This window comes from Luteimonas mephitis DSM 12574, assembly GCF_000422305.1.
GTDB classification, from domain to species: Bacteria; Pseudomonadota; Gammaproteobacteria; order Xanthomonadales; family Xanthomonadaceae; genus Luteimonas; species Luteimonas mephitis.
In genome coordinates this window covers 144,875-166,561 of sequence record NZ_KE383817.1, presented here as the reverse complement: position 1 = coordinate 166,561, position 21,687 = coordinate 144,875, and the positions used below count along the sequence as shown (strand labels likewise).

Below are 21,687 nucleotides of genomic sequence, written 5' to 3'. Positions count from 1 at the left end.
GTTCTTGCGGGATCGCAGCCCCGATCCAGCGCGACGGATGACATCCATGCATCACTCGCGCGTCATGAAAAACGCCCGGAACTCCGGGCGTTTTCATTCAAGCCGGCAAGTTGCGGTTCACCACCAGCCCCACCACGGCCATGGGGCGGGGCGCGTCACCACGTTCACGCGTTCGCGGACCGGCCACAGGTAGACCACGTCCGCGGCGACGTGCGGGAAACGGTAGTCGTAGCCGCCGATGCGGCGGTTCTCGTAACCGTCGATGCGGCCGGTGAAGCTGACCTCGCGGTTCTTCTCGAAGATCGCCGGATCGTAGAAGCCGGCGCGGCAGGCAATGAAGCGCCCGCCGGTGTCGTCCTCGGCCCAGTACGGGCGGCCGTTGGCGGTGAGGCGGGTGGAGATCATCTCGAAGCAGGTGCGGTTCTCCTTCGGTTCGACCTGCACGATGCGCCCGCCCCAGCGCACCATGGCGCCGGTGCTGTCCTGTTCGGCGGCGTCGCGCGGGGTGATCGGGTTGAACTCGCCCTGCAGCGGCTTGGGCTGGGTGGCGCAGGCGGCGAGCAGGGCACTGGCGAGGCAGGCCACGGCGAGCAGTCGGACGTTCATGCGGGTCTCTCCGGGAGCGTTTGATTCGAATGCGGCGGTGATCGAATGCGGCGAATCAGGGACGATGCCTTCGCAGTGCGCGGACCAGTCCGTCCAGTTCGCGCCGCCCCTGTGTACGCCCGTCGCCGCCAGCGTAACGCCATTCGGCGAAACGCGCGCTGAGCGACGCCAGCTCCGCCGAGCCCGGGCGGGCAGCGACGACGCGCGCGGCCCAGTCCCCGGCGGCTTCGTGTGGCGCGCGGCCCAGGCCAAGGCGCGCGTAGCGCCTGCCGAGGCGGTGCCAGGCGCGCAGCAGGCGGTCGCGTTCGCGCTCGGCGCGGGCGGTGAGCCACAGCATCCAGGCGATCGCAACCACCGCCGCTGCTGCAAACAGGGCGATCAGCGCGCGCTGGTCGAGGCGCTCGATGCCCAGCGGCTGCAGCAGCCGCTGCTGGCGCGCGGCGTCGAAGCCGAGCACGAAATCGTTCCAGCCGCGGCGCAGCCAGTCGCCCATGTCGCGCATCGGCGCAAGGCCGGCGCCGAAGTTGCCGGTGGCGCGATCATCGATGGTGTCGTAGATGCGCTCGGGCGCGACCGCGGCGGTCGGATCCACGCGCACCCAGCCGCGACCTTCCAGCCAGACTTCCGCCCAGGCATGGGCATCTGATTTGCGCACCAGCCAGTAGTCGCCGTAGCGGTTGTGGTAGCCGCCGGCGTAGCCGGTGATCACGCGCGCCGGGATCCCGGCCGCGCGCATCAGCACCACGAACGCCGAGCTGAAGTGTTCGCAGAAGCCGGCCTGCTGGTCGAACAGGAACTCATCGACCGAGTGGCGGCCGAGCAGCGGCGTGGCCAGGGTGTAGGCGAAGTCGCTGCGGATCCATGACAGCGCGCGTTCGACGATCGCGGCATCGTTTGCGCCGGCTTCGCCACGCCACTTCCGTGCCAGCGCCAGGGTGCGCGGGTTGTAGCCGTCGGGCAGGCGCAGGGCCATCGCGCGCAGCGGCGCGCGCAGCTGCGCTTCGAACTCCACCGATGCTGCCGACCGCATGCGCCAGCGGCTCAGCGAGTTGAGTGGAAGGGACGTGTACAGGCCGTAGTCGACGGCGAGCCGGGTGCCTTCCGGCGCCTGCACGGGCAGTTCGAGCGCGACCATCTGCCGGCGCTCGGTGGGCTCCAGTGCCATCTCGTAGTCCCAGGTGCGCGCGGCATGGGTCACCGGGGCGGGCGGCAGGGCCTGCAGTTGCTGCGCGGCGGTCCAGGTGCGGCCGTCGAAGTTCCACAGCACCGGGCCGCGCCAGTACATCTGCGAAGGCGCGGGCGCTGGGCCGAAAAAAGTCGCCCGCAACGCCGGGCTGTCGTCGTTCATGAAATCGATCCAGTCGCCCGGCGACATGCGGTCGGACAGGCCCGGGCGCGCAAGCACGCGCTCCGGCACGCCCCACAGCGGCGTTGCGATGCGCGGGAACAGCCAGAACGCCGCCAACGCCAGCGGCAGCCCGATCGCGGCCAGCCGCCACACGCCCAGCAGCCGGTGCCACGGTGGCAGCGTGCGCGCGGCTTCGCTCGATTCCAGGTCCGCCAGGCGCAGCAGCGCGGCCAGCGCCAGCGTTGCGCCGAGCAGTGCGAGCACCAGCGACAGCGGGCCCTGGTCGAGCAGGAACGTGGAGAACGGCGCGAACAGCGCAAAGCCGAGCAGGCTGCGTGCATCGCGCACGCTGGCCAGTTCCACCGGCTTGATCGCCAGCATCGCCGCGAGCAGCGCGCAGCCGGTGTCGCGGCCCAGCGAGAAGTGCGAGCTGGCCATCACGTAGCCCAGCAGCGCCAGCGCCAGCAGCACGCGCAGCCAGCCCGGCAGGCGGTGGCGGCGGGTGGTCGCGGCGACCGCACAGCCCAGCACGGCGATCACGATCGCCATCGCGGCAGGCAGCTGCAGCAGCAGTGGAAGCAGGCAGGTGGCCGCGGCCGCGAGCGTCCACCGTCGGCTTTGCGGATCGAGTGCGATCGATTGCGCAGCGGCGGGCTTCGATGCGCTGGCGGGCAGGGGCTCAGCGCGCGTCGACATCGCCGCCTCCCGCTTCGTGCAGCGGCCCGGGCATCAGCGCCAACGCGCGCAGGCACGCATGGCGATGGTCAGAGCCGCGCGCCGGGCCCAGCGCCGGCTGGCCCGGCAGCTGCAGCTGCCAGCGACGGTTCGCGCGCTCGGCCTCGTCGACCCAGCGCGCGAGGCGGCGGATACGGTCCTCCCAGGCCAGCGCGTGCAGCGCATGCCAGTCGAGCACGAGGTCGGCGCCGAGCGGCTGCTCGTATTCGCGCACCAGCAGCGTGCCGTGGCGGGCTGACGGTTTCCAAGCGATCGCCCGGCGTGCGTCGCCGCGCCGATAGGCACGCAGGTGGTGGACGTCGTCGCCGGCCGGGTGCAGCCGCGCCTGCGCGCTGTCGCCGCTTCCTTCGGGCAGCGGCGGGCCGTGGGCTTCGGGCGCGGGGTAGACCAGCAGCGGCGCTTCCGGCCACACCCAGGCCCAGGCGCGGGCAAGGCCGAGCGGACGCGTGGTGGAGATGCGCAGGCGCCCGGGGTCGAGCCAGCCGCGGCGCACGGTCGGGATCTCCAGCGTCGCGGTGCCGGCGCCGTTGTCGAGCGAGAGCACGCCGGCCGAGCCCAGGCATTCGACGCGCAAGCCGCGACGCGAGCGCTCGGGCGTTGCGCGCGCGTGCACGCCAAGCTGCAGCGGCGTGCCTGCGGCCACCGGCTCGGCGACGATCGCGACGATCTGCAGGCCGCTGAGCTGCAGGTGCGCGGCGAACAGCCCAGTGTTGGCCGCGCCCGCGAGCAACAGCGCCAACAGCAGCGCCGGGTTGTTGTTGTAGTTGAGCGCGCCGACCAGCATCGCGAGCAGCAGCAGCCCGAAGAATCCGCCGAACGCGGTCGGCAGGATGTAGACGCGGCGGCGGTCGAGCAGCACCGGCAACGGCTCCGGATGACGCGGCCGCGCCCACGCCAACGCGCGTCGCCGCAGGGAGGCGAAGCGGGATTGCCGGTGGGGCGCCGGACTGGCGACTGCCGATGACTGGCGGGAGGAATGCACTTCTTGCGCCCTTGGGGCCCGGCCACCGTCGATGCCGCCGCGCTGCTTCATGCCTTGTCGAATCCCCAATCCCCAATCCCCAGTCCCGGCCTTCAATCCACCCGGACGCCGTGCACGATCGCCCTGGCCAGCGCATGTCCGCCGCCGGCGTCGGCATCGGCGACGAGGCGGTGCGCGGCGACCGCAGGGAACAGCGCCTGCACGTCCTCGGGCAGCACGTGCGCGCGACCGAGCAGCAGCGCATACGCGCGCGCCGCGCGCAGCAGGGCGATGCCCGCGCGCGGCGACAGCCCCACCCGCACCCCGGGATGGTGGCGGCTGCGCGCCAGCAGTGACTGCACGTAGCCGACCAGGGCTTCGCTGGCGTGGACGTCGGCGACCGCCGCTCGCAGCGCCTGCACGTCGTCGGCGCCGAGCACCGGGAGGGTCCGCGCGATCAGGTCGCGGCGGTCGCTGCCGGCGAGCAGCGCGCGTTCGGCGCCTTCGTCCGGATAGCCCAGGGTGAGCCGCAGGAGGAAGCGGTCGAGCTGCGAGTCGGGCAGCGGATAGGTGCCTGCAAGATCCACCGGGTTCTGGGTCGCGATCACGAAGAACGGGTCGGGCAGCGCGTGCGTGGTGCCGTCGACAGTGACCTGGTGTTCGGCCATCGCTTCGAGCAGCGCGCTCTGCGTGCGCGGCGGCGCGCGGTTGATCTCGTCGGCCAGCAGCACGTGCGCGAACACTGGACCTGGGTGGAATTCGAAGCGCTGCGCCTGCGCGTCGAACACCGACACGCCGACGATGTCCGACGGCAGCAGGTCGGAGGTGAACTGCACCCGTTGGAAACCGAGCCCGAGCGTGGCCGCCATGGCGTGGGCCAGGGTGGTCTTGCCCAGGCCGGGCAGGTCTTCGATCAGCAGGTGTCCGCCGGACAGCAGCGCCACGAACGCAAGCCGTACCTCGTGCGGCTTGCCGAGCACCAGCGTGTTGACCTGTTCCTGCGCGCGCTTCACCGCATCGCGCAGGCCGTCGGTTAGCATGGGCCGCTGTGCGGGGATTGCGGTCATGCGTCGTCGCTCCATGGGAAGAAGCCGAGTGTAGCGAGGTCGCATCGGGATGCGGGAACGGACCGGGAAAACGATCGACGTGCGCGTGCTGTTCATCGCGCTGTGGGCCGGGATATCACTGCTCAAGGTGGCGATGGCCGCGCGCCTGCCGCTGTTCGTCGACGAGGCGTTCTACTGGCAGGAAAGCCGGCACCTGTCGTGGGCGTATTCGGACCTGCCCGGGCTGACGGCGTGGCTGATCCGGCTTGGCGATTTCATGTTCGGCGAAGGCAGGCTCGCGCTGCGCGCGCCGTTCCTGGCGATCGCCGCCGTGCTGCCGTGGCTGGTGGTGCGGATCACCGCGCGCGAGTTCGACCTGCGCCACGCCTGGCTCGCGGGCATCGCCGCGCTGCTGCTGCCGCTGGCCGGATCGCTGGGCCTGCTGGCGCTGCCCGACGTGCCGATGGCGCTGGCGACGCTGCTGTGCGTCGACGCCGGCGCGCGCCTGCTGCGCAACGTCAGCGACGGCGCCGCGCTGCTGCTCGGCGCGGGGTTGGCGATCGGTGCGCTCAGCCACTACCGCTTCATCGCGGTGATCGGCGTCGGTTTCGTGGTGCTGCTGTCGATGCCCGCCGGCCGCCGCGCGCTCGCCGACCCGCGGGTGTGGATCGCGATCGCCTTCGGTGCGGCCGCATGGACGCCGCTGATGGCGTGGAACATGGAGAACGCCGAGGCCGGCCTGCGGTTCCAGCTGGTCGATCGCCATCCATGGGCCTTCCATGCCGACGGCCTGCTGTTCCTGGCCATCCAGGGCTTGCTGGTGACGCCGCCGCTGTTCGTCGCCCTGATGGCGGCCGCGAGCCGCCGCGGATGGGCGACCGACAGCCGCCGCTATCTCGCCTGGCTTGGCGGACTGGTGGTGCTGGGCTTCTTCGTGCTCGGCTTCTTCGCCGACACCAAGCGGGTGAGTTTCCACTGGCCGCTGCCGGGATACCTCGCGCTGCTGCCGCTGCTGCCGGCCGTGCTCGCGGGCTGGTCACCGTGGCTGCGGCGCCTGACCTGGGCGGTCGCCGGCTGCGGCCTGGTCGCGGTGCTGGGCTACTTCGCCGCCGTGTCGACGCCTTCGCTGCGCGAACAGTCGGCGGCAATGAAATGGTATCCGTCGAATTTCGCCGGGTGGAGCGTACTGGCCGGCGTGGTGCGCGAACAGCGCGCGCGGATGCCGGAGGGCACGCAGATCGTGGCCGGCAACTTCAAGATCGGCGCCGAACTGGGTTTCGCGCTGGGCGAGCCGGACATCCCCGTGCTCGACCATCCGCTCAACCGCGAGCACGGTCGCGCCCCGCAGCTGCGACTGTGGGGGCTGCAGCGGGAACACCGGTTCGACCGGCCGACCCTGCTCGTCGTCGGCGCCACCGACGTGGAATACAAGAACCTGCTGCAGCGCTACCACGCGCTGTGCGCGCAGCTCGGGCCGCTGCCGAAGACGCGCGCACTCAACATCGACCACGGCGCGCAGCGCTACATGCTGTTCGAATTCGACGGCAAGCCGGCGAAAGCAGGCGCGGCGTGCATAACGCCGGCGATGGCGTGGATCGACGCGCCGGTGGCGGGGGCGCAGGTCGGGCGTGCCTTCGAGGTCACGGGCTGGGCATTCAAGGACGGCGTCGGGCTGTCCGGCGTGGAAGTGCTGCTCGACGGCAAGCCGGTGGCGAAGGCCGAATACGGCCTGGAGAACCCGGGCGCGGCCACGTACTGGAAAATCTCCACCGACCCGCAGCATCCGAAAGTCGGTTTTCGCGCCCGCATCGACGTCGGCGCGTTCCCGCCCGGGCGGCACTGGCTGGGCCTGCGCCTGCACGGCCGCGACGGCAGCGTCGAGGACTGGCGCGAGGAGCCGATCACGATCCCGTGAGGCGGGCCGGGGCTGCGGTGTGGCCCGGCAGGAGTGGCCCATGGCCTCGAGCTCGTCGACGACCGCCCGGCGAGATCAGGGACCCGCGGCCATGGGTCGCTCCTGCGCCGTTGCCGTTCCGGCGGCGGCCTAGGGCAGCGCGAAGCCCGTTTCGCGCAGCAGTCCCGCGGTGGCGATCAGCGGCAGGCCGACCAGCGCGGTCGGATCGCACGATTCGATCGCCGTGAACAGGGCGATGCCAAGCCCCTCGGACTTGAAGCTGCCGGCGCAGTCGAACGGCTGCTCGGCGTCGACGTAGCGGGCGATCTCCTCCCGCGCCAGCGACCGGAAGCGCACCGTGGTCGTGTCCAGCGCGGCCAGGCGCCGGCCGTCGGGGCCCACCACCGCGACCGCGGTGCGGAACGCGATCGCACGGCCTGACATCGCCAGGAGCTGGGCGATGGCCCGCTCGCGGTCCCCGGGCTTGCCCAGCGGGGCACCGTCGAATTCGGCGGCCTGGTCGGAGCCGATGACCCAATCGTCGGGGCGTTGGCGGGCGACTGCTTCGGCCTTCGCCAGCGCCAGTCGGGTCACCAGCGCCGTCGTGGTTTCGCCTGGGAGCGGGGTTTCGTCGACTTCCGGGCGACGGGTGTCGAACGGCAGCCGCAGGCGCGCGAGCAGTTCGCGGCGGTAGGGCGAGGTCGAGGCGAGGACCAGCGGCATCATGGCAGGGGCGCGCGGGCCCGCTCGATCTGCACCAGTTGCTGGTCGATGCGCCGGCGCGCGGCCTCGATCGAATCGCGGACCGAGCGCAGCTGGCCCAGCGAGGCGCCGCCGCCGTACTGCTGCAACCACAGGCGCTGGCGCAGCATCTCCTGCATGGCCTCGCGGACCGGATTGCCGTCGCTGCCGGCGATCGCCTCGATTTCGGCCCGGGCGTCGCGCAACCGCGCCTCCAGGCCGTCGGCGGCGTCCAGCAGCTGGCCGAGCGCGCGCTGGCGCTCGCCGCCCCGGCGGCGGTGCAACAGCACGACCAGGGCGAGGACCACGACGAGGGCGGCCAGCAGCACGAGGATCGGGGTCAAGAAGGCGGGCATCCGGCAGGCGAGGCCGCAGTCTGCCCCGGGGCGGCCGGGACGGGCAAATCCGTTTTTGGGGCGGCGGTCTGCCGCGACTGGCGGCGTTTGACACCCGGCAGGGCGCTCTTTAACATTCTCCGGCTTATGTCCACAGATATCCCCGAGATCCTGGACGCTTGGCGCATGGTCGCGGCCCGGCGCGGTTTCACGGGGCGCCTGCCGTTGTCGGCGATGCCGCGCCTGCGCGATGCGTTGCTCGACTGCGAAGGCGAGGTGGCGTTCGCGTTGCAGTTCGACCGCGATGCGCTGCAGGTGCCGTACGTGGAACTGCGGATCGATGCCGCGCTGCCGCTGCAATGCCAGCGTACGCTGCAACGGTTCGAGTTGCCGGTGGCCATCGTGCAGCGGCTGGGCCTGATCGCCGCCGGTGGCGACGAAGAGGTCGAGGAAGCCGCGCTGCCGGAGGGCTACGAGGCATTGCAGGTTCCCGAGGACGGGATGCTGCGGCCGGCGGAGCTTGTCGAGGACGAGTTGATCCTCGCCATTCCGGTGGTGCCGGTGCAGCCGGGCTCGGAGGCGGTCGAGCGCGACTGGCCGGTGCAGGCAGACGAGGAACTCCGCGCCAACCCGTTCGCCGCGCTGCAGGACCTGAAGAAACACTAGGCGTCACCCAACCAGATTCAACCGCAACACACGCAATATCGTTGGACCGGCCGCGGATGCCCCGCGCAACCCGTGGTCGGGCCGATCCGTCGTTGAACAAGTTCGTAGTCAGACAAATCCGTTCTGGAGCAATCCCATGGCTGTGCAGAAGTCCCGCGTTTCCCCCGCCCGTCGTGGCCAGCGTCGTTCGCACGACTCGCTGACCGCCAAGCAGCTGTCGACCGACCCGACCTCGGGCGAGACTCACCTGCGCCACCATGTCACCGCCGATGGCTACTACCGCGGCAAGCAGGTGATCGTGCCGAAGGCGCAGGTCGTCGAGGAAGATTGATCCGCGCCTGCCCCGCCGCCAGCGGCGGGGCGCGGTCGAGGTTTGCAGCATTGCCCAGCAGCGGTCCCGGCGTGCTGTTCGTCCGCCGGCACGCGCCGGCACGATCCACGTGAGGGCAACACCGAAATGAGCGAGCAGGCCTCGAACCAGCGTATCTATTCGCGGATTGCCGGCACCGGCAGCTACCTGCCGGAAAAGGTGCTGACCAACGACGACCTGGCGAAGTTCGTCGATACCAGCGACGAGTGGATCGCCTCGCGCACCGGTATCCGCGAACGCCACATCGCAGCCGAGGGCGAGACCACCGGCGACCTGGCCTACCATGCTTCCGTGCGCGCGCTCGAAGCGGCCGGCGTCGACGCGTCGGAACTCGACCTGATCGTCCTGGGCACCACCACGCCCGACCTCGTCTTCCCGTCCACCGCCTGCCTGCTGCAGCACCGTCTCGGTGCCAACGGCTGCGCGGCGTTCGACGTCAACGCCGCGTGCTCGGGCTTTGTCTACGCGCTCTCGGTGGCCGACAAGTTCATCCGCACCGGCAGCGCCAAGACGGTGCTGGTGGTCGGTTCGGAAACGCTCACCCGCATGGTCGACTGGAGCGAGCGCACCACCTGCGTGCTGTTCGGCGACGGTGCCGGTGCGGTCGTGCTCAAGGCCGACGACGAAACCGGCATCCTCAGCACCCACCTGCACGCCGACGGCGGCAAGAAGGAACTGCTCTGGAACCCGGTCGGCGTCTCGGTCGGCTTCAAGGAAAACGAGAAGAACGCCGGCGTGCGCATCCGCATGGCCGGCAGCGAAGTCTTCAAGTACGCGGTCAAGGCGCTCGACGCCATCGTCGACGAAACGCTCGAAGCCAACGGACTGGATCGCCATGACATCGACTGGCTGATCCCGCACCAGGCCAACCTGCGCATCATCGAGGCGACGGCCAAGCGCCTGGACATGCCGATGGATCGCGTCATCGTCACCGTCGACAAGCACGGAAACACGTCGTCGGGTTCGGTTCCGCTCGCGCTCGACGCCGCGATCCGCTCGGGCAAGGTGGAGCGCGGGCAAATGCTGCTGCTGGAAGCCTTCGGCGGCGGTTTCACCTGGGGCTCGGCGCTGCTGCGCTACTGACGACCGGGATCCGGAATTCGGAATCGGGGATTCGCAAAAGCGGGTTCCCGGATGCACAGGGTCGCAAGCGATTGCGGCCCTGGTGTTTTTTCCAATCCCGAATCCCCAATCCCCAATCCCGGCTCCCCGTCAATACGCCCGGGTACAGACATTGGCGACGGTTCGCCCGTATCATCGCGGCTCGCTTTTTCCGCAGGATCGGCGCTTGACCGCTTCCACGCTCGCATTCGTGTTTCCCGGCCAGGGCTCGCAGTCGCTGGCGATGCTCGCCGAGCTCGCCGAGCTGCACCCGCTGGTGCGCGAGGCCTTCATCGAAGCGTCCGACGGCGCTGGCGTCAACCTGTGGGCGCTGTCGCAGCAGGGGCCGGAGGAACAGCTCAACCGCACCGAGTACACGCAGCCGGCCTTGCTCGCGGCCGGCGTCGCGGTGTGGCGCCTGTGGCAGCAGCGCGGCGGCGCGATGCCGGCTGTGCTGGCAGGCCACAGCCTCGGCGAGTACACCGCGCTGGTCGCGTCCGGAATGCTGGAGCTGGGCGATGCCGCGCACCTGGTGCGCATCCGCGGCCAGCTGATGCAGGAAGCCGCGCCTGCCGGCAGCGGCGCGATGGCGGCGGTGATCGGCGCCGACGATGAGCTCGTGCGCAGTACCTGCAGCGAAGCTTCGGGCAGCGAGGTCGTGGTGCCCGCCAACTACAACTCGCCGGGGCAGATCGTCATCGGCGGCCACGCGGCCGCGGTCGACCGCGCGCTGGCGCTGCTGGCGGTAAAGGGCGTGCGCAAGACGGTGAAGCTGGCCGTCAGCGTGCCGTCGCATACCCCGCTGATGCGCGAGGCGGCCAATCGCCTGTCCGAGACGATGGCCGGGTTGTCGTGGCGCGAGCCACGGCTGCCGATCGTGCAGAACGTCGATGCCGAGGTGCACGAGGGCGTGCAGTCGATCCGCGATGCGCTGGTGCGGCAGCTGTACCTGCCGGTGCAGTGGACCAGCGTGATCGAGGCGCTGGCCTCGCGCGGCGTGACGCGATTGGGTGAGTGCGGTCCCGGCAAGGTGCTCACCGGCCTGGCCAGGCGCATCGACAAGACGCTCGATGCGCGCGCGCTGGGCACGCCGGGTGACTTCGAGGCCGCGCTGGCGGACTGGAAATGAATTCCTGCCGCGGATGATACGGGCCGCACGGATGGAGCTTGTCTGCTCCGAATCATCCGTACGCTGCCGCGTCATCCGTGGCTGAAGCTTTTTGAGGAGCAGTGATGGACAAGGTCTTGCAAGGCGAAATCGCACTGGTCACCGGCGCCAGCCGCGGCATCGGCGCCGCTATTGCCGACGAACTGGCCGCGCGCGGCGCGACCGTCATCGGCACCGCGACCAGCGATGCCGGCGCGCAGGCCATCGGTGGACGCCTTGCGGCTTCGGGCGGCCACGGCCGCAAGCTCGACGTCAACGAAGCCGGCGCGATCGAGTCGCTGATCGACGCCATCGGCAAGGACTTCGGCAGCGTGTCGATCCTCGTCAACAACGCCGGCATCACCCGCGACAACCTGCTGATGCGGATGAAGGACGAAGACTGGCAGGCGATCCTCGACACCAACCTCACCAGCGTCTACCGCAGCTGCAAGGCGGTGATGCGCGGCATGATGAAGGCGCGCCGCGGGCGCATCGTCAACATCGCATCGGTGATCGGCGTGACCGGCAACGCGGGCCAGGCCAACTATGCCGCGGCCAAGGCCGGGATCATCGCGTTCAGCAAGTCGCTGGCGAAGGAGATCGGCAGCCGCGGGGTGACCGTCAACGTGGTCGCGCCGGGCTTCATCGCCACCGACATGACCCGCGACCTGCCCGAGGCCTCGAAGCAGGCGCTGGTCGAACAGATCGCGCTGGGCCGCCTCGGCGAGCCGGCCGACATCGCGCAGGCGGTCGCCTTCCTCGTGGGCCCGGCTGCGTCCTACATCACCGGTGAAACCCTGCACGTCAACGGCGGGATGTACATGCCGTGACGCTCGCCGGGCCGCCAAAGCCCGGACTTTCCGCAAAAAACGGGGCGCAAGCCCTTGAACGAAAAGGAAGCCGCGAGTCAGTGTTCGTGGCCCGGCTTTCCCTTACACTATCCACCGAAACAGCCTCCACCGGAGCCAACAGCCAATGAGCAGCATCGAAGAACGCGTCAAGAAAATCGTCGTCGAACAACTGGGTGTCAAGGAAGAAGAAGTCAGCAACAGCGCTTCCTTCGTCGACGATCTCGGTGCCGACTCGCTGGACACCGTCGAACTGGTGATGGCGCTCGAGGAAGAATTCGAGTGCGAGATCCCGGACGAGGAAGCCGAGAAGATCACGTCGGTGCAGCAGGCGATCGACTACATCAAGGCCCACGTCAAGGCCTGACGTCCTTGGGACCATGCCCGGCACCTGCGCCGGGCCTGCACGGCGGCAAGGAACCCGTTTCCTGCCGCCGTGTCGTGACTGACCGGGGCCGCGCTTGCGGCCTCGGGCGTTTCTGGCGCGCATCCGCCGCGGCGCGGCGCGCGCATCGCAATCGAACCCGCAACCGGAGCCTGCAATGTCCAAGCGTCGCGTCGTCATCACGGGTCTCGGCATCCTGTCGCCGGTCGGCAACGACCTGGCCTCGAGCTGGGACGGCATCACCAACGGCCGTTCCGGGATCGGCCCGATCACCCACTTCGACGCCTCCGCCTTCGCCACGCGCATTTCCGGCGAGGTGAAAGGCTTCGATCCCGCCGCGTGGATCGCGCCGAAGGACATCAAGAAGATGGACCCCTTCGTGCATTACGGGGTGGCTGCCTCGATGATGGCGATCCAGGACGCCGGGCTCGACATCGCCGCCGATCCCGAGAACATCGGCGTGGCGATCGGCGCCGGCATCGGTGGCCTCAAGGGCATCGAGGAAACCACGATCAAGTACCACGAGGGCGGCCCGCGCAAGGTCTCGCCGTTCTACGTGCCCAGCACCATCATCAACATGATCGCCGGGCAGGTCTCGATCATGACCGGCGCCAAGGGCCCGAACATCGCCGCGGTCACCGCGTGCACCACCGCGACCCACAACATCGGCCTGGCGATGCGCATGATCCAGTACGGCGAGGCCGAGGCGATGATCGCCGGCGGCGCCGAGTACGCGACCACGCCGACCTCGGTGGGCGGCTTCTGCGCGATGAAGGCACTATCGACCCGCAACGACGATCCGCAGGCCGCATCGCGTCCCTGGGACGAAGGCCGCGACGGCTTCGTCATGGGCGATGGCGCCGGCATCCTGGTGATCGAGGAGTACGAGCGCGCGAAGAAGCGCGGCGCGCGCATTTACGCCGAGCTCGCCGGCTTCGGCATGAGCGGCGATGCTTACCACATGACGGCGCCCAGCGAGAACGGCGAGGGCGGCGCGCGCTGCATGCGCAACGCGATCCGCGACGCCGGCATCGACCCCTCGCAGGTCGGCTACATCAACGCGCATGGCACCTCGACGCCCGCGGGCGACCTGGCCGAGACCATGGGCATCAAGAGCGTGCTCGGCGAACACGCCTACAGGACGATGGTCAGCTCCACCAAGTCGATGACCGGCCACCTGCTCGGCGCGGCCGGCGGCGTGGAAGCGGTGTTCTCGGCGATGGCGCTACACACCGGCGTGATCCCGCCGACGATCAACCTCGACAATCCGTCCGAGGGCTGTGACCTGGACTACGTGCCCAATACCGCGCGCGAGAAGCAGGTGGACTTCGCGATGTCGAACTCGTTCGGCTTCGGCGGCACGAACGGTTCGCTGGTGTTCCGGCGGGTCTGAGGAAATTCGCCACGATCCTGCCGGGGAACAGGGCGGCGAGGGAGCGCCGTCGCCGCCTTCATTCCCGCGCTCGTCGCTGCGATCCCGCATCATTTTGATCGTCATCCCGCGAAGGCGGGCATCCAGCGACGTGCCTCTCCCGCGGAACGCCACGTCGAGGCGGCCCAGGCGCGTTCGCGAACGTCCATGGATCACTACCCCTCGGTGGCTGCAGGCAGCTCAAGCCCGCGGGATGGGGACCCGGGGCGTCGTTCGGCGTACGGGTTCCACCACCACGCAGGCAAGGCAGGTCGCCACCGATGCTAGTCACCCGAACGCTCGCTCCCGGCACAGACTTTCTGGCCCTGCACCGGCTCGCGCCGGCGCGCTATCCGCTGCTGCTGGAATCGGCGGCCCTTGGCACCGCGCAGGGACGCTGGGACATGCTGCTCGCGCGCGACGGCGATGCGCTGTCGCTGCACGCGGACGGTCTGGTGCGCGATGCCGCCGGCGCGGGAATCGAGGGCGGGTTCCTGTCCGCACTGGACGGACGATGGCAGCACCTGCGCCTGCCGCGCGAGGAGCCGCGCTGGCCGTTCCGCGGCGGCTGGGCGCTGTTTCTCGGCTACGAACTGGCCGGGCAGGTCGAGCCGGTGCTTCGCCTGCCCGGTGCGCGCGGCAACTTGCCGGTTGCGCTCGCGCTGCGATGCCCCGCCGCGGTGCTGCGCGACCACGCCACCGGGGAGTGCGTGATGGTGGCGGAAACGGGCCATGGTGCGATGCTCGACCGCATTGCCGGCGACATCGAAGCGGCAAGCATGATGCCCGCAATGCCACCGTGGGCGCCGCCGCGCAGCTGCATCGAAGACCCATCTGGCGCGTTCATCGATGGCGTCGCGCGCATCCTCGATTACCTCGCCGCCGGCGACGTCTTCCAGGCCAACCTGTCGCGCGGCTGGACGGCGGGGTTCGATGCGCCACTCGATCCTGCGCGCCTGCACGCGCGCCTGTGCGAGGCCAACCCGGCGCCGTTCGCGGGGCTGTTCGCAGGCGATGGCTGGGCCGTGGTGAGCGCTTCGCCGGAGCGACTGGTGTCGGTGCGCGGCGACGTGGTGGAGACGCGGCCGATCGCGGGCACGCGCCCGCGCTTCGAAGGCGACGACGACAGCGCGCGCATCCGCGAACTGGTCGGCCACCCCAAGGAGCGCGCCGAGCACGTGATGCTGGTCGACCTGGAGCGCAACGACCTGGGCCGCGTCTGCGTGCCCGGCAGCGTCGAGGTCGACGAGCTGATGGCGGTGGAAAGCTACGCCCACGTGCACCACATCGTCAGCAACGTGCGCGGCCGCCTGCGCGACGATGCGACGCCTGGCGACGTGATCCGCGCGGTGTTCCCGGGCGGCACCATCACCGGCTGCCCGAAGGTGCGCTGCATGCAGGTGATCGCCGAACTCGAAGGCGTCGGCCGTGGCGCCTACACCGGTGCGATGGGCTGGCTGAACCGCGACGGCGACCTCGACCTGAACATCCTCATCCGCAGCGCGGAGCTGGAGGGCAGGGAACTGCGCTTCCGCACCGGCGCGGGCATCGTCGCCGACTCCGACCCGCAGGGTGAACTCGACGAAACCCGCGCCAAGGCGCGCGGGATGCTGCGTGCGCTGGGCCCGTAGAGCGCCCCATGGGCGCGACCGAACGTCGCGGCGGCGGGGTCGCGCCCATGGGGCGCTCCTACGAAGTGGCGCGGAACGGTATCCTGAGCCCATGCATCCGATCATCGTTTCCATGGGTCCCGCGCCGTGAGCGCTCCACGTAAGCGCGGGCGCGGCCTGCGGGCCTTCTTCGTGCTGTCCGCGCTGCTGGTCGGCGCGCTGGCCTACTGGGCCTACGACCGCTACACCGCTTTCGTCGACACGCCGCTGTCCGGGCTGCAGGCGGGCGACAGTGTCGTGGTCGAGCGCGGCGATTCATTCGCCAAGGTGCTGCAGCGGCTGCGCGACAGCGGCGTGACCGAAGGCCATGACCTTGAATGGCAGGCGCTGGCGAAGCAGCTCCAGGCCGCGGGCAAGATCCAGGTCGGCGAGTATCCGCTGGACCCGGGCACCACGCCGCGCGCGCTGCTGCTGCGGATGCGCGACGGCAAGGTGCTCTCCTATCGATTCACGATCGTCGAAGGCTGGAACGTGCGCCAGCTGCGCGCCGCGCTGGCCAAGGCCCGGCCGCTTCGGCAGGAAACCGCCGAACTCGACGACGCGGCGCTGATGAAGACGCTCGGCCATCCCGGGCAGCACCCGGAAGGGCGCTTCCTGCCGGAGACCTACGCCTACACCCGCAACGACAGCGACCTCGACCTGCTCAAGCGAGCGCATGCCGCGCTCGACAAGGCGCTCGACGCCGCGTGGCAGTCGCGCGCCGCGGACCTGCCGCTGGCGTCGAAGGACGAGGCGCTGGTACTCGCCTCGATCGTCGAGAAGGAAACCGGCATCGCCAGCGAGCGCGCGCAGATCGCCGGCGTGTTCCTGCGCCGGATCAAGCTGGGCATGCGCCTGCAGACCGATCCCACGGTGATCTACGGCATGGGCAGCGCGTACGCGGGCAACCTGCGCAAGGCCGACCTGCTCGCCGACACGCCGTACAACACCTACACCCGCGACGGCCTGCCGCCAACGCCGATCGCGATGGTCGGCGCCGACGCGCTGCAGGCGGTCACCCACCCGGCCGACGGCGACGCGCTGTACTTCGTCGCGGTCGGCGACGGCAGCGGCAAGCATGTGTTCTCGAAGACGCTCGCCGAACACCAGGCCGCCGTGCGCGAATACATCCGCCGCTACCGCGCGCAGTACGGCCCGAAATGACCGCGCTGCGATCCCATCCGCGCTTCGTCTCGCTGGAAGGCGGCGAGGGCGCCGGCAAGACCACCGTGCTGCACGCGCTGCGCGATGCGCTGCGGGCCGAGGGCGTGGCAGTGGTCAACACCCGCGAACCGGGAGGCACGCCGCTGGCGGAGATGATCCGCAATCTGCTGCTCGATCCGGCACACGAACCGCCGGCCGCCGAAACCGAACTGCTGCTGATGTTCGCCGCGCGCGCGCAGCACGTGCGCGAAACGATCGCGCCCGCGCTCGAACGCGGCGCATGGGTGATCAGCGACCGCTTCACCGATTCAAGCTACGCCTACCAGGGCGGCGGACGCGGGCTGGACGTCGGCTTGATCGCGGAGCTCGAACGCCGCGTGGTCGGCCTGCAGCCGGGCCTGACCCTGCTGCTGGACGTGGACGTGGCGCAGGGGCGCGAGCGCACCCGCGGCCGCGACCTGGCGCCCGGAGGCAACGGTCCGGACCGGATCGAGCGCGAACGCGACGAATTCTTCGAACGCGTGCGCGCCACCTATCGCGCGCGCGCCGCGGCCGAGCCGCAGCGCTTCCGCGTGATCGACGCCTCGCAGCCGGCGCAGGCGGTCGCCACCGCGGCGGTCGCACAGCTGCGCGCGTGGCGGGATGGCGCCGCATGAGCGACGCGAATCCCGTGCTGGCTCCGTGGCAACAGCGCGTCCACGACCATGCGGCTGTCGCGCTCGACGCCGGCAAACTCGGGCACGCGCAGCTGTTCTGCGGCCCCGTGCACATGGGCAAGCATGCTGTTGCGCTGCAACTGGCGCGCCGCCTGATGTGCACGCAGCCGGTTGCCGGCGGCGCGCCCTGCAGCAAGTGCCGGGGCTGCGAACTGATGGTGGCCGGCACCCATCCCGATTTCATGGACATCTCGTTCATCCCGACCAGGGACGGCTCGAAGCTGCGCACCGAGATCGTCATCGAACAGATCCGCGCGCTGTCGGAACAGCTGACGCTGACGCCGCAGTTCGGCGGCGCGCAGGTCGCGATCATCGATCCGGCCGACATGATCAACCACGCCGCAAGCAACGCCCTTCTCAAGACGCTGGAGGAGCCCGTGCCGGGCCGCCACCTGTGGCTGGTCAGCGCGCGCCCGGAGAAGCTGTCGGCGACCATCCGCAGCCGCTGCCAGCGGCTCGAGTTCCGGCTGCCGCCGCGTGACGAGGCGCGGGCCTGGCTGCAGGCGCAGGGACACCCTCAGAAGGCCGCGGACGAAGCACTCGACGCCGCACGAGGCCATCCCGGGCTGGCAGATGCGTGGCTTCACGATGGCGGCATCGCACTGCGGCGTGAAGTTGCAGCCGACCTCGCCAAGCTCGCGCGCGGCGACCTGGGGGCCGTCGAGGCGGCGCAGCGCTGGACCGCCGGCGACGATACGGCGATGCGCCTGCGCCACGCCGCCGACCTCGCCGTGGCCGAAGCGGCGAGCTTGACCGCGCCAGCGCGAATGCGGAAGCTGGCCGCCTGGTTCGACGCCGCCAACCGGACCCGCGAACTGCTGCAGACCACGGTGCGCGCTGACCTCGCGGTTGCCGAATTGCTGCTGGCGTGGCGCGGGTGAGGGGCATCTGGCCGATCCCCGGCAGCAGGCTGCGGTGCGCGGCGCCAGGCAACGGGGCAGTCCAGGGGGTTGCGAAGCATCTTCCGCGTCCCGGGCGAACGCACCTCGCGCGATGTGGGGCAGGGCGATCCGCAAGCCGATCGATCCGCGCCACGGATGGCAACACGACAATGAGAGAGCGATGACATGACGGCAACACCAGGCGGCGCGCGGCAAGGCATCCTGTCGCTGGCGGTGAAGGACAAGGCGCAGCTCTACGCCGCCTACATGCCGTACCTGAAGCATGGCGGCATCTTCGTGCCCACGCCCAAGCGCTACTTCCTTGGCGACGAGGTGTTCCTGCTGCTGACCCTGCCCGAGTCCAGCGAACGCCTGCCTGTGGCCGGCAAGGTGGTCTGGGCCACGCCGACCGGCGCCCAGGGCAACCGTACCGCCGGTGTCGGCGTGCAGTTTGCCGACACGCCCGAGGGCGAGACGGTCAAGGGCCGCATCGAAACCCTGCTCGCCGGCGCGCTCGGCGCGGACAAGCAGACCCACACCATGTAACCCGGAGCGCCGCGTGCATCCGGCCTGTTGCCGGACCTGGCGCGGCCACCGGCCTGGCGATCGCGACGATGATCAGCAACGAACTTGACACAGGACCCTGGCGCACCCGGTTGCTGCAGCGCGGTCGCGTGCAGATCCGCGACTTCCTGCAGGCGTCGGCCGCCGAGCGCATCCGCGAATGCCTCGAGCGCGAGGTGCCTTGGGAGGTGTCGCAGCGCGCCGACCTGGTGCCGGAAGGGCCTCCGCCCGCGCCGCGCGAGGACGGCGAGCTGCTGCGCGCGGCGTATGCACGGGCGCGCGACGGCTTCGAGTTCGTGTTCGACCGCTATCGCATGGTCGAGGCGCTGCGCGACGGCCGCGACCCCGGCCTGCTCCTGCACGTGGTGCTGGAGTTCCTCAACAGCCCGCAGTTCATCGCGTTCACGCACGAGCTCACCGGTGACAGCCGCATCCGCATGGTCAGCGCGATGGCCGCACGCTACCGGCAGGGCCACTTCCTCAACATGCACAACGACAGCGCGACCGACGAGGACCGCGCGTTCGCCTACGTCATCAACCTCGGCCGCAACTGGCGGGCCGACTGGGGCGGGCAGCTGCAGTTCTTCGGCGACAGCGGCGACATCGCCGAGACGTTCGTGCCGCACTGGAACTCGCTGAGCCTGTTCCGGGTGCCGCAGATGCACCAGGTCACCCTGGTCGCGCCCTGGGCGGGCGACGACCGCTACAGCATCGCAGGCTGGTTCCGGCGCTGAAAGCCGCCGGCGCCTGCCGTAGGAGCGGCCCATGGCCGCGAGCTTTTCCGAGGCAGGTGGCAAGCGGAGACGGGTGGCAAGCCTAGGCAGGTGGCAAGCCGGGATGGGTTGCAAACTGGAAAGCTCGCGGCCATGGGCCGCTCCTACGGGGATTCGGGTTCCCGGAATGCCTGTGCCTCAGTCGCGCAGCGCCGGCGAATCCCATCCCGGTCGCGGCGCGAAGCGGTCGCCGTGCGTCGCCTGCAGCGCCTGCAGGCGGGCCAGCACGGCATCGGCGCCGGTCTCGCGGATGTACCGGATCGGGCCGCCGCGGAACGGGGCGAAGCCGGTGCCGAAGATCACGCCGGCGTCGAGCAGGTCGGCGTCGGCCACCACGCCGTCGTGCAGCGCGGCGACCGCTTCGTTGAGCAGCGGCAGGATCAGCCGGTCCTCGAGATCGCCGGGCGTCTTGTAATCCTTCGGCACTTCCGGCTTCTTCGGCTTGCCGTCCGCCCACGCGTACAGACCCTGTCCGTCCTTCTTGCCGCGCTTGCCCGGCTCGGGCGGCGACGCCAGCGCGGGCGGGATCTGCAGTCCGAGGAACGGCGCCAGCTCCTGGCCGACGCCGGAAGCAACGTCCAGGCCGACGGTGTCGATCAGTTCGATCGGCCCCATCGGCATGCCGAACTTCACCGCCGCCTTGTCGATCACCGCGCCCGGGATGCCTTCCGAATACGCGGTCGCCGCTTCGAGCATGTACGGGAACAGCAGCCGGTTGACCAGGAAGCCGGGCGTACCTGCCACCGGCACCGGCAGCTTGTCGATCGCCTTGCAGAACGCGGCCAGGCGCTTTTCGGTTTCCGGGGCCATCGCGTCGTGGTGGATGATTTCCACCAGCGGCATCAGCGCCACCGGGTTGAAGTAGTGCAGGCCGGCGAATTGCGCCGGGCGCTGGATGTGCCCGCGCAGTTCGGTCAGCGGGATCGACGAAGTGTTGGTCGTCAGCAACGCGTCGGCCTTCAACCGCGGCTCCACCGTCGCATAGAGCTCGCGCTTGGCCTCGGCCTGCTCGATGATTGCCTCGATGACGAGGTCGGCATCGGGAATGCCGTCGCCGGCGAGGTCTGACTTCAGCCGCGCGGCGACTTCAGGCCGCTTCGCCTCGTCCTTAACCTTCTTCGCGAACAGTTCCTGCGCGCGCACCTGCGCGCCGTCGATGAAGCGCTGCTCGCGGTCCTGCAGCGTCACTTCGAAACCCTTGTAGGCCGACCACGCGGCGATGTCGCCGCCCATCACGCCGGCGCCGACCACGTGCACGCGCCTGATGCTCGAGTCCTTGCCGCCGAGTCCCTTGAGCCGCTCCTGCAGGAAGAACACGCGGGTCAGGTTGCGGGCCGTCGACGTGCCGGCCAGCTTGACCACCGACTTGCGCTCGGCGGCCAGCAGCGCCTGGGTGCCGCCGCTGCTGCGGCGCCAGGTTTCGATCAGCGCATACGGGGCAGGGTAGTGCTCGCGGCGCGCCTTGCGCGCGACCTGCTTGGCCATCTGCGGCGCCAGGATCTGCCGCGCCGGCCAGGTGTTGGTGATCCAGGCGAGGAAGCGCTGCTTGAACGGGCGCGTGGCGCCCTTGAGCACCAGTGCCACGGCGGTATCCACCAGCAGCGCAGGTTCGACCACCTTGTCGACCAGTCCAATCGCCTTCGCCGCCGATGCCGACAGCGTGCGGCCGGTCAGCATCATGTCGAACGCGGCCGGCGCGCCGACCAGCCGCGGCAGGCGCACGCTGCCGCCCCAGCCGGGATAGATGCCCAGCTTCACTTCCGGCAGGCCGATGCGGGTGGACGGGTCGTTCGAGGCCACCCGGTAGTCGCAGGCCAGCGAGATCTCGGTGCCGCCGCCCATGCAGAAGCCGTGGATCGCGGCCACGGTGGGGCAGCGCAGTTCGGCCAGGCGCTGGAATACCTGCTGGCCCCGGCGGATGGAGTCGCCGATCGTGCCCTTGGCGTCGAACTCGGCGAACTCGCGGATATCGGCGCCGGCGATGAAGCCCCGGGCCTTGCCCGAACGCAGGACCAGGCCCTTGGGCGGGTCCAGCGAGAGGCGCTCGATCAGCGCCTCCAGCTCGATCAGCACGTCCTGGGCGAAGGTGTTGACCGACTCGCCGGCGCGGTCGAACGAGAGCACGACGATGCCGTCCTCGCGCTGCTCGGCTTGCCAGTGGCTGAAGCGCAGTCCGTCGAGCCCTGCAATCATGGGGTTTGTTCCGTTACGGTGCCTGGGAGCCCCTTATCATCCAGATGATGTTCGATCGGCGTCAAATCGGCGCTTGAAACGCGCCATTCGTGCGCCGTTCGGGCCTGCATGGCTTGTGGCAGGCGCGACCCGGCCCCAAGTGGGTGAGGATGC

At 70.2% G+C, this 21,687-nt stretch carries 21 protein-coding genes; 14 read left to right on the top strand and 7 right to left on the bottom strand.

All coding sequences use genetic code 11. The features are described 5' to 3' along the window. Window positions 1-117: 117 nt before the first annotated feature. From H570_RS0114470 to H570_RS0114455, 4 genes are all read right to left on the bottom strand, one after another. Window positions 118-606, bottom strand: a complete 489-nt coding sequence (locus H570_RS0114470; protein ID WP_027081367.1) for a Slp family lipoprotein — start codon at window positions 604-606, stop codon at window positions 118-120. 55 nt (window positions 607-661) lie between these two features. Further along, the gene (locus tag H570_RS0114465; protein ID WP_084500290.1) at window positions 662-2,650 is read right to left on the bottom strand and encodes a transglutaminase TgpA family protein; all 1,989 of its coding nucleotides are present in this window, start codon (window positions 2,648-2,650) and stop codon (window positions 662-664) included. Beyond that, window positions 2,634-3,602 (bottom strand): DUF58 domain-containing protein, encoded by a 969-nt coding sequence (locus tag H570_RS0114460; RefSeq protein ID WP_027081365.1) that lies wholly within the window; start codon window positions 3,600-3,602, stop codon window positions 2,634-2,636. Before H570_RS0114460 ends, H570_RS0114465 begins: the two co-directional genes overlap by 17 nt. 161 nt (window positions 3,603-3,763) lie before the next feature. Further along, entirely contained in the window at window positions 3,764-4,717 is a 954-nt protein-coding gene (locus tag H570_RS0114455) for an AAA family ATPase (RefSeq protein WP_027081364.1), read from the bottom strand. Between the two features lie 49 nt (window positions 4,718-4,766). Here H570_RS0114455 and H570_RS0114450 point away from each other — a divergent pair, with 49 nt between their 5' ends. Further along, window positions 4,767-6,611, top strand: coding sequence for an ArnT family glycosyltransferase (locus tag H570_RS0114450; RefSeq protein WP_036136445.1), 1,845 nt, complete (start codon window positions 4,767-4,769; stop codon window positions 6,609-6,611). Window positions 6,612-6,740: 129 nt separating this feature from the next. On the opposite strand, the gene H570_RS0114445 is transcribed toward H570_RS0114450, so the two are convergent. Both H570_RS0114445 and H570_RS0114440 read right to left on the bottom strand, forming a co-directional pair. Beyond that, window positions 6,741-7,313 (bottom strand): Maf family protein, encoded by a 573-nt coding sequence (locus H570_RS0114445; protein ID WP_027081362.1) that lies wholly within the window; start codon window positions 7,311-7,313, stop codon window positions 6,741-6,743. After that, on the bottom strand, window positions 7,313-7,687 hold the full coding sequence (locus H570_RS0114440; RefSeq protein WP_027081361.1) for a hypothetical protein: 375 nt from the start codon (window positions 7,685-7,687) through the stop codon (window positions 7,313-7,315). The genes H570_RS0114445 and H570_RS0114440 overlap by 1 nt, the downstream gene beginning before the upstream one ends. 126 nt (window positions 7,688-7,813) lie before the next feature. Here H570_RS0114440 and H570_RS0114435 point away from each other — a divergent pair, with 126 nt between their 5' ends. The 13 genes from H570_RS0114435 to H570_RS17760 all read left to right on the top strand — a co-directional run bounded on the left by H570_RS0114435 (window position 7,814) and on the right by H570_RS17760 (window position 19,302). Then, a complete protein-coding gene (locus tag H570_RS0114435) occupies window positions 7,814-8,332 on the top strand; it encodes a YceD family protein (RefSeq protein WP_027081360.1) in 519 nt (172 codons plus the stop codon). Between the two features lie 136 nt (window positions 8,333-8,468). Further along, entirely contained in the window at window positions 8,469-8,663 is a 195-nt protein-coding gene (gene rpmF / locus H570_RS0114430) for a 50S ribosomal protein L32 (RefSeq protein WP_027081359.1), read from the top strand. Between the two features lie 126 nt (window positions 8,664-8,789). Continuing rightward, window positions 8,790-9,785 (top strand): beta-ketoacyl-ACP synthase III, encoded by a 996-nt coding sequence (locus H570_RS0114425; RefSeq protein WP_036136442.1) that lies wholly within the window; start codon window positions 8,790-8,792, stop codon window positions 9,783-9,785. Window positions 9,786-9,990: 205 nt separating this feature from the next. After that, on the top strand, window positions 9,991-10,932 hold the full coding sequence (fabD, locus tag H570_RS0114420; RefSeq protein ID WP_027081357.1) for an ACP S-malonyltransferase: 942 nt from the start codon (window positions 9,991-9,993) through the stop codon (window positions 10,930-10,932). Between the two features lie 104 nt (window positions 10,933-11,036). Then, the gene (gene fabG, locus H570_RS0114415; RefSeq protein ID WP_027081356.1) at window positions 11,037-11,780 is read left to right on the top strand and encodes a 3-oxoacyl-ACP reductase FabG; all 744 of its coding nucleotides are present in this window, start codon (window positions 11,037-11,039) and stop codon (window positions 11,778-11,780) included. Window positions 11,781-11,925: 145 nt separating this feature from the next. Continuing rightward, the gene (gene acpP, locus H570_RS0114410; RefSeq protein WP_027081355.1) at window positions 11,926-12,165 is read left to right on the top strand and encodes an acyl carrier protein; all 240 of its coding nucleotides are present in this window, start codon (window positions 11,926-11,928) and stop codon (window positions 12,163-12,165) included. Window positions 12,166-12,340: 175 nt separating this feature from the next. Then, a complete protein-coding gene (gene fabF / locus H570_RS0114405; RefSeq protein ID WP_027081354.1) occupies window positions 12,341-13,576 on the top strand; it encodes a beta-ketoacyl-ACP synthase II in 1,236 nt (411 codons plus the stop codon). A 299-nt stretch (window positions 13,577-13,875) separates the two neighbouring features. After that, window positions 13,876-15,225: an aminodeoxychorismate synthase component I gene (locus H570_RS0114400; protein WP_027081353.1), complete on the top strand. Its 1,350-nt coding sequence runs from the start codon at window positions 13,876-13,878 to the stop codon at window positions 15,223-15,225. A gap of 126 nt (window positions 15,226-15,351) precedes the next feature. Continuing rightward, entirely contained in the window at window positions 15,352-16,407 is a 1,056-nt protein-coding gene (gene mltG, locus H570_RS0114395; protein WP_051176452.1) for an endolytic transglycosylase MltG, read from the top strand. Beyond that, window positions 16,404-17,063, top strand: a complete 660-nt coding sequence (gene tmk / locus H570_RS0114390; protein WP_027081351.1) for a dTMP kinase — start codon at window positions 16,404-16,406, stop codon at window positions 17,061-17,063. The genes mltG and tmk overlap by 4 nt, the downstream gene beginning before the upstream one ends. Then, window positions 17,060-18,004: a DNA polymerase III subunit delta' gene (locus H570_RS0114385; protein WP_027081350.1), complete on the top strand. Its 945-nt coding sequence runs from the start codon at window positions 17,060-17,062 to the stop codon at window positions 18,002-18,004. Before tmk ends, H570_RS0114385 begins: the two co-directional genes overlap by 4 nt. A gap of 186 nt (window positions 18,005-18,190) precedes the next feature. Continuing rightward, on the top strand, window positions 18,191-18,550 hold the full coding sequence (locus H570_RS0114380; RefSeq protein ID WP_027081349.1) for a PilZ domain-containing protein: 360 nt from the start codon (window positions 18,191-18,193) through the stop codon (window positions 18,548-18,550). A 68-nt stretch (window positions 18,551-18,618) separates the two neighbouring features. Next, a complete protein-coding gene (locus tag H570_RS17760; protein WP_051176451.1) occupies window positions 18,619-19,302 on the top strand; it encodes a 2OG-Fe(II) oxygenase in 684 nt (227 codons plus the stop codon). A 177-nt stretch (window positions 19,303-19,479) separates the two neighbouring features. Here the strand turns inward: H570_RS17760 and H570_RS0114370 are convergent, their stop codons facing one another. Further along, window positions 19,480-21,534, bottom strand: a complete 2,055-nt coding sequence (locus H570_RS0114370; protein ID WP_027081348.1) for a 3-hydroxyacyl-CoA dehydrogenase NAD-binding domain-containing protein — start codon at window positions 21,532-21,534, stop codon at window positions 19,480-19,482. Window positions 21,535-21,687: the final 153 nt, after the last annotated feature.

Coding starts and splice junctions, on each gene's coding strand:
- fabG (WP_027081356.1), top strand. CDS start 11,037: ATGGACAAGGTCTTGCAAGGCGAAATCGCACTGGTCACCGGCGCCAGC.
- H570_RS0114450 (WP_036136445.1), top strand. CDS start 4,767: ATGCGGGAACGGACCGGGAAAACGATCGACGTGCGCGTGCTGTTCATC.
- rpmF (WP_027081359.1), top strand. CDS start 8,469: ATGGCTGTGCAGAAGTCCCGCGTTTCCCCCGCCCGTCGTGGCCAGCGT.
- H570_RS0114370 (WP_027081348.1), bottom strand. CDS start 21,534: ATGATTGCAGGGCTCGACGGACTGCGCTTCAGCCACTGGCAAGCCGAG.
- fabF (WP_027081354.1), top strand. CDS start 12,341: ATGTCCAAGCGTCGCGTCGTCATCACGGGTCTCGGCATCCTGTCGCCG.
- H570_RS0114425 (WP_036136442.1), top strand. CDS start 8,790: ATGAGCGAGCAGGCCTCGAACCAGCGTATCTATTCGCGGATTGCCGGC.
- H570_RS0114380 (WP_027081349.1), top strand. CDS start 18,191: ATGACGGCAACACCAGGCGGCGCGCGGCAAGGCATCCTGTCGCTGGCG.
- H570_RS0114440 (WP_027081361.1), bottom strand. CDS start 7,687: ATGCCCGCCTTCTTGACCCCGATCCTCGTGCTGCTGGCCGCCCTCGTC.
- H570_RS0114445 (WP_027081362.1), bottom strand. CDS start 7,313: ATGCCGCTGGTCCTCGCCTCGACCTCGCCCTACCGCCGCGAACTGCTC.
- tmk (WP_027081351.1), top strand. CDS start 16,404: ATGACCGCGCTGCGATCCCATCCGCGCTTCGTCTCGCTGGAAGGCGGC.
- H570_RS17760 (WP_051176451.1), top strand. CDS start 18,619: ATGATCAGCAACGAACTTGACACAGGACCCTGGCGCACCCGGTTGCTG.
- H570_RS0114465 (WP_084500290.1), bottom strand. CDS start 2,650: ATGTCGACGCGCGCTGAGCCCCTGCCCGCCAGCGCATCGAAGCCCGCC.
- acpP (WP_027081355.1), top strand. CDS start 11,926: ATGAGCAGCATCGAAGAACGCGTCAAGAAAATCGTCGTCGAACAACTG.
- H570_RS0114470 (WP_027081367.1), bottom strand. CDS start 606: ATGAACGTCCGACTGCTCGCCGTGGCCTGCCTCGCCAGTGCCCTGCTC.
- H570_RS0114385 (WP_027081350.1), top strand. CDS start 17,060: ATGAGCGACGCGAATCCCGTGCTGGCTCCGTGGCAACAGCGCGTCCAC.
- H570_RS0114400 (WP_027081353.1), top strand. CDS start 13,876: ATGCTAGTCACCCGAACGCTCGCTCCCGGCACAGACTTTCTGGCCCTG.
- H570_RS0114435 (WP_027081360.1), top strand. CDS start 7,814: ATGTCCACAGATATCCCCGAGATCCTGGACGCTTGGCGCATGGTCGCG.
- H570_RS0114455 (WP_027081364.1), bottom strand. CDS start 4,717: ATGACCGCAATCCCCGCACAGCGGCCCATGCTAACCGACGGCCTGCGC.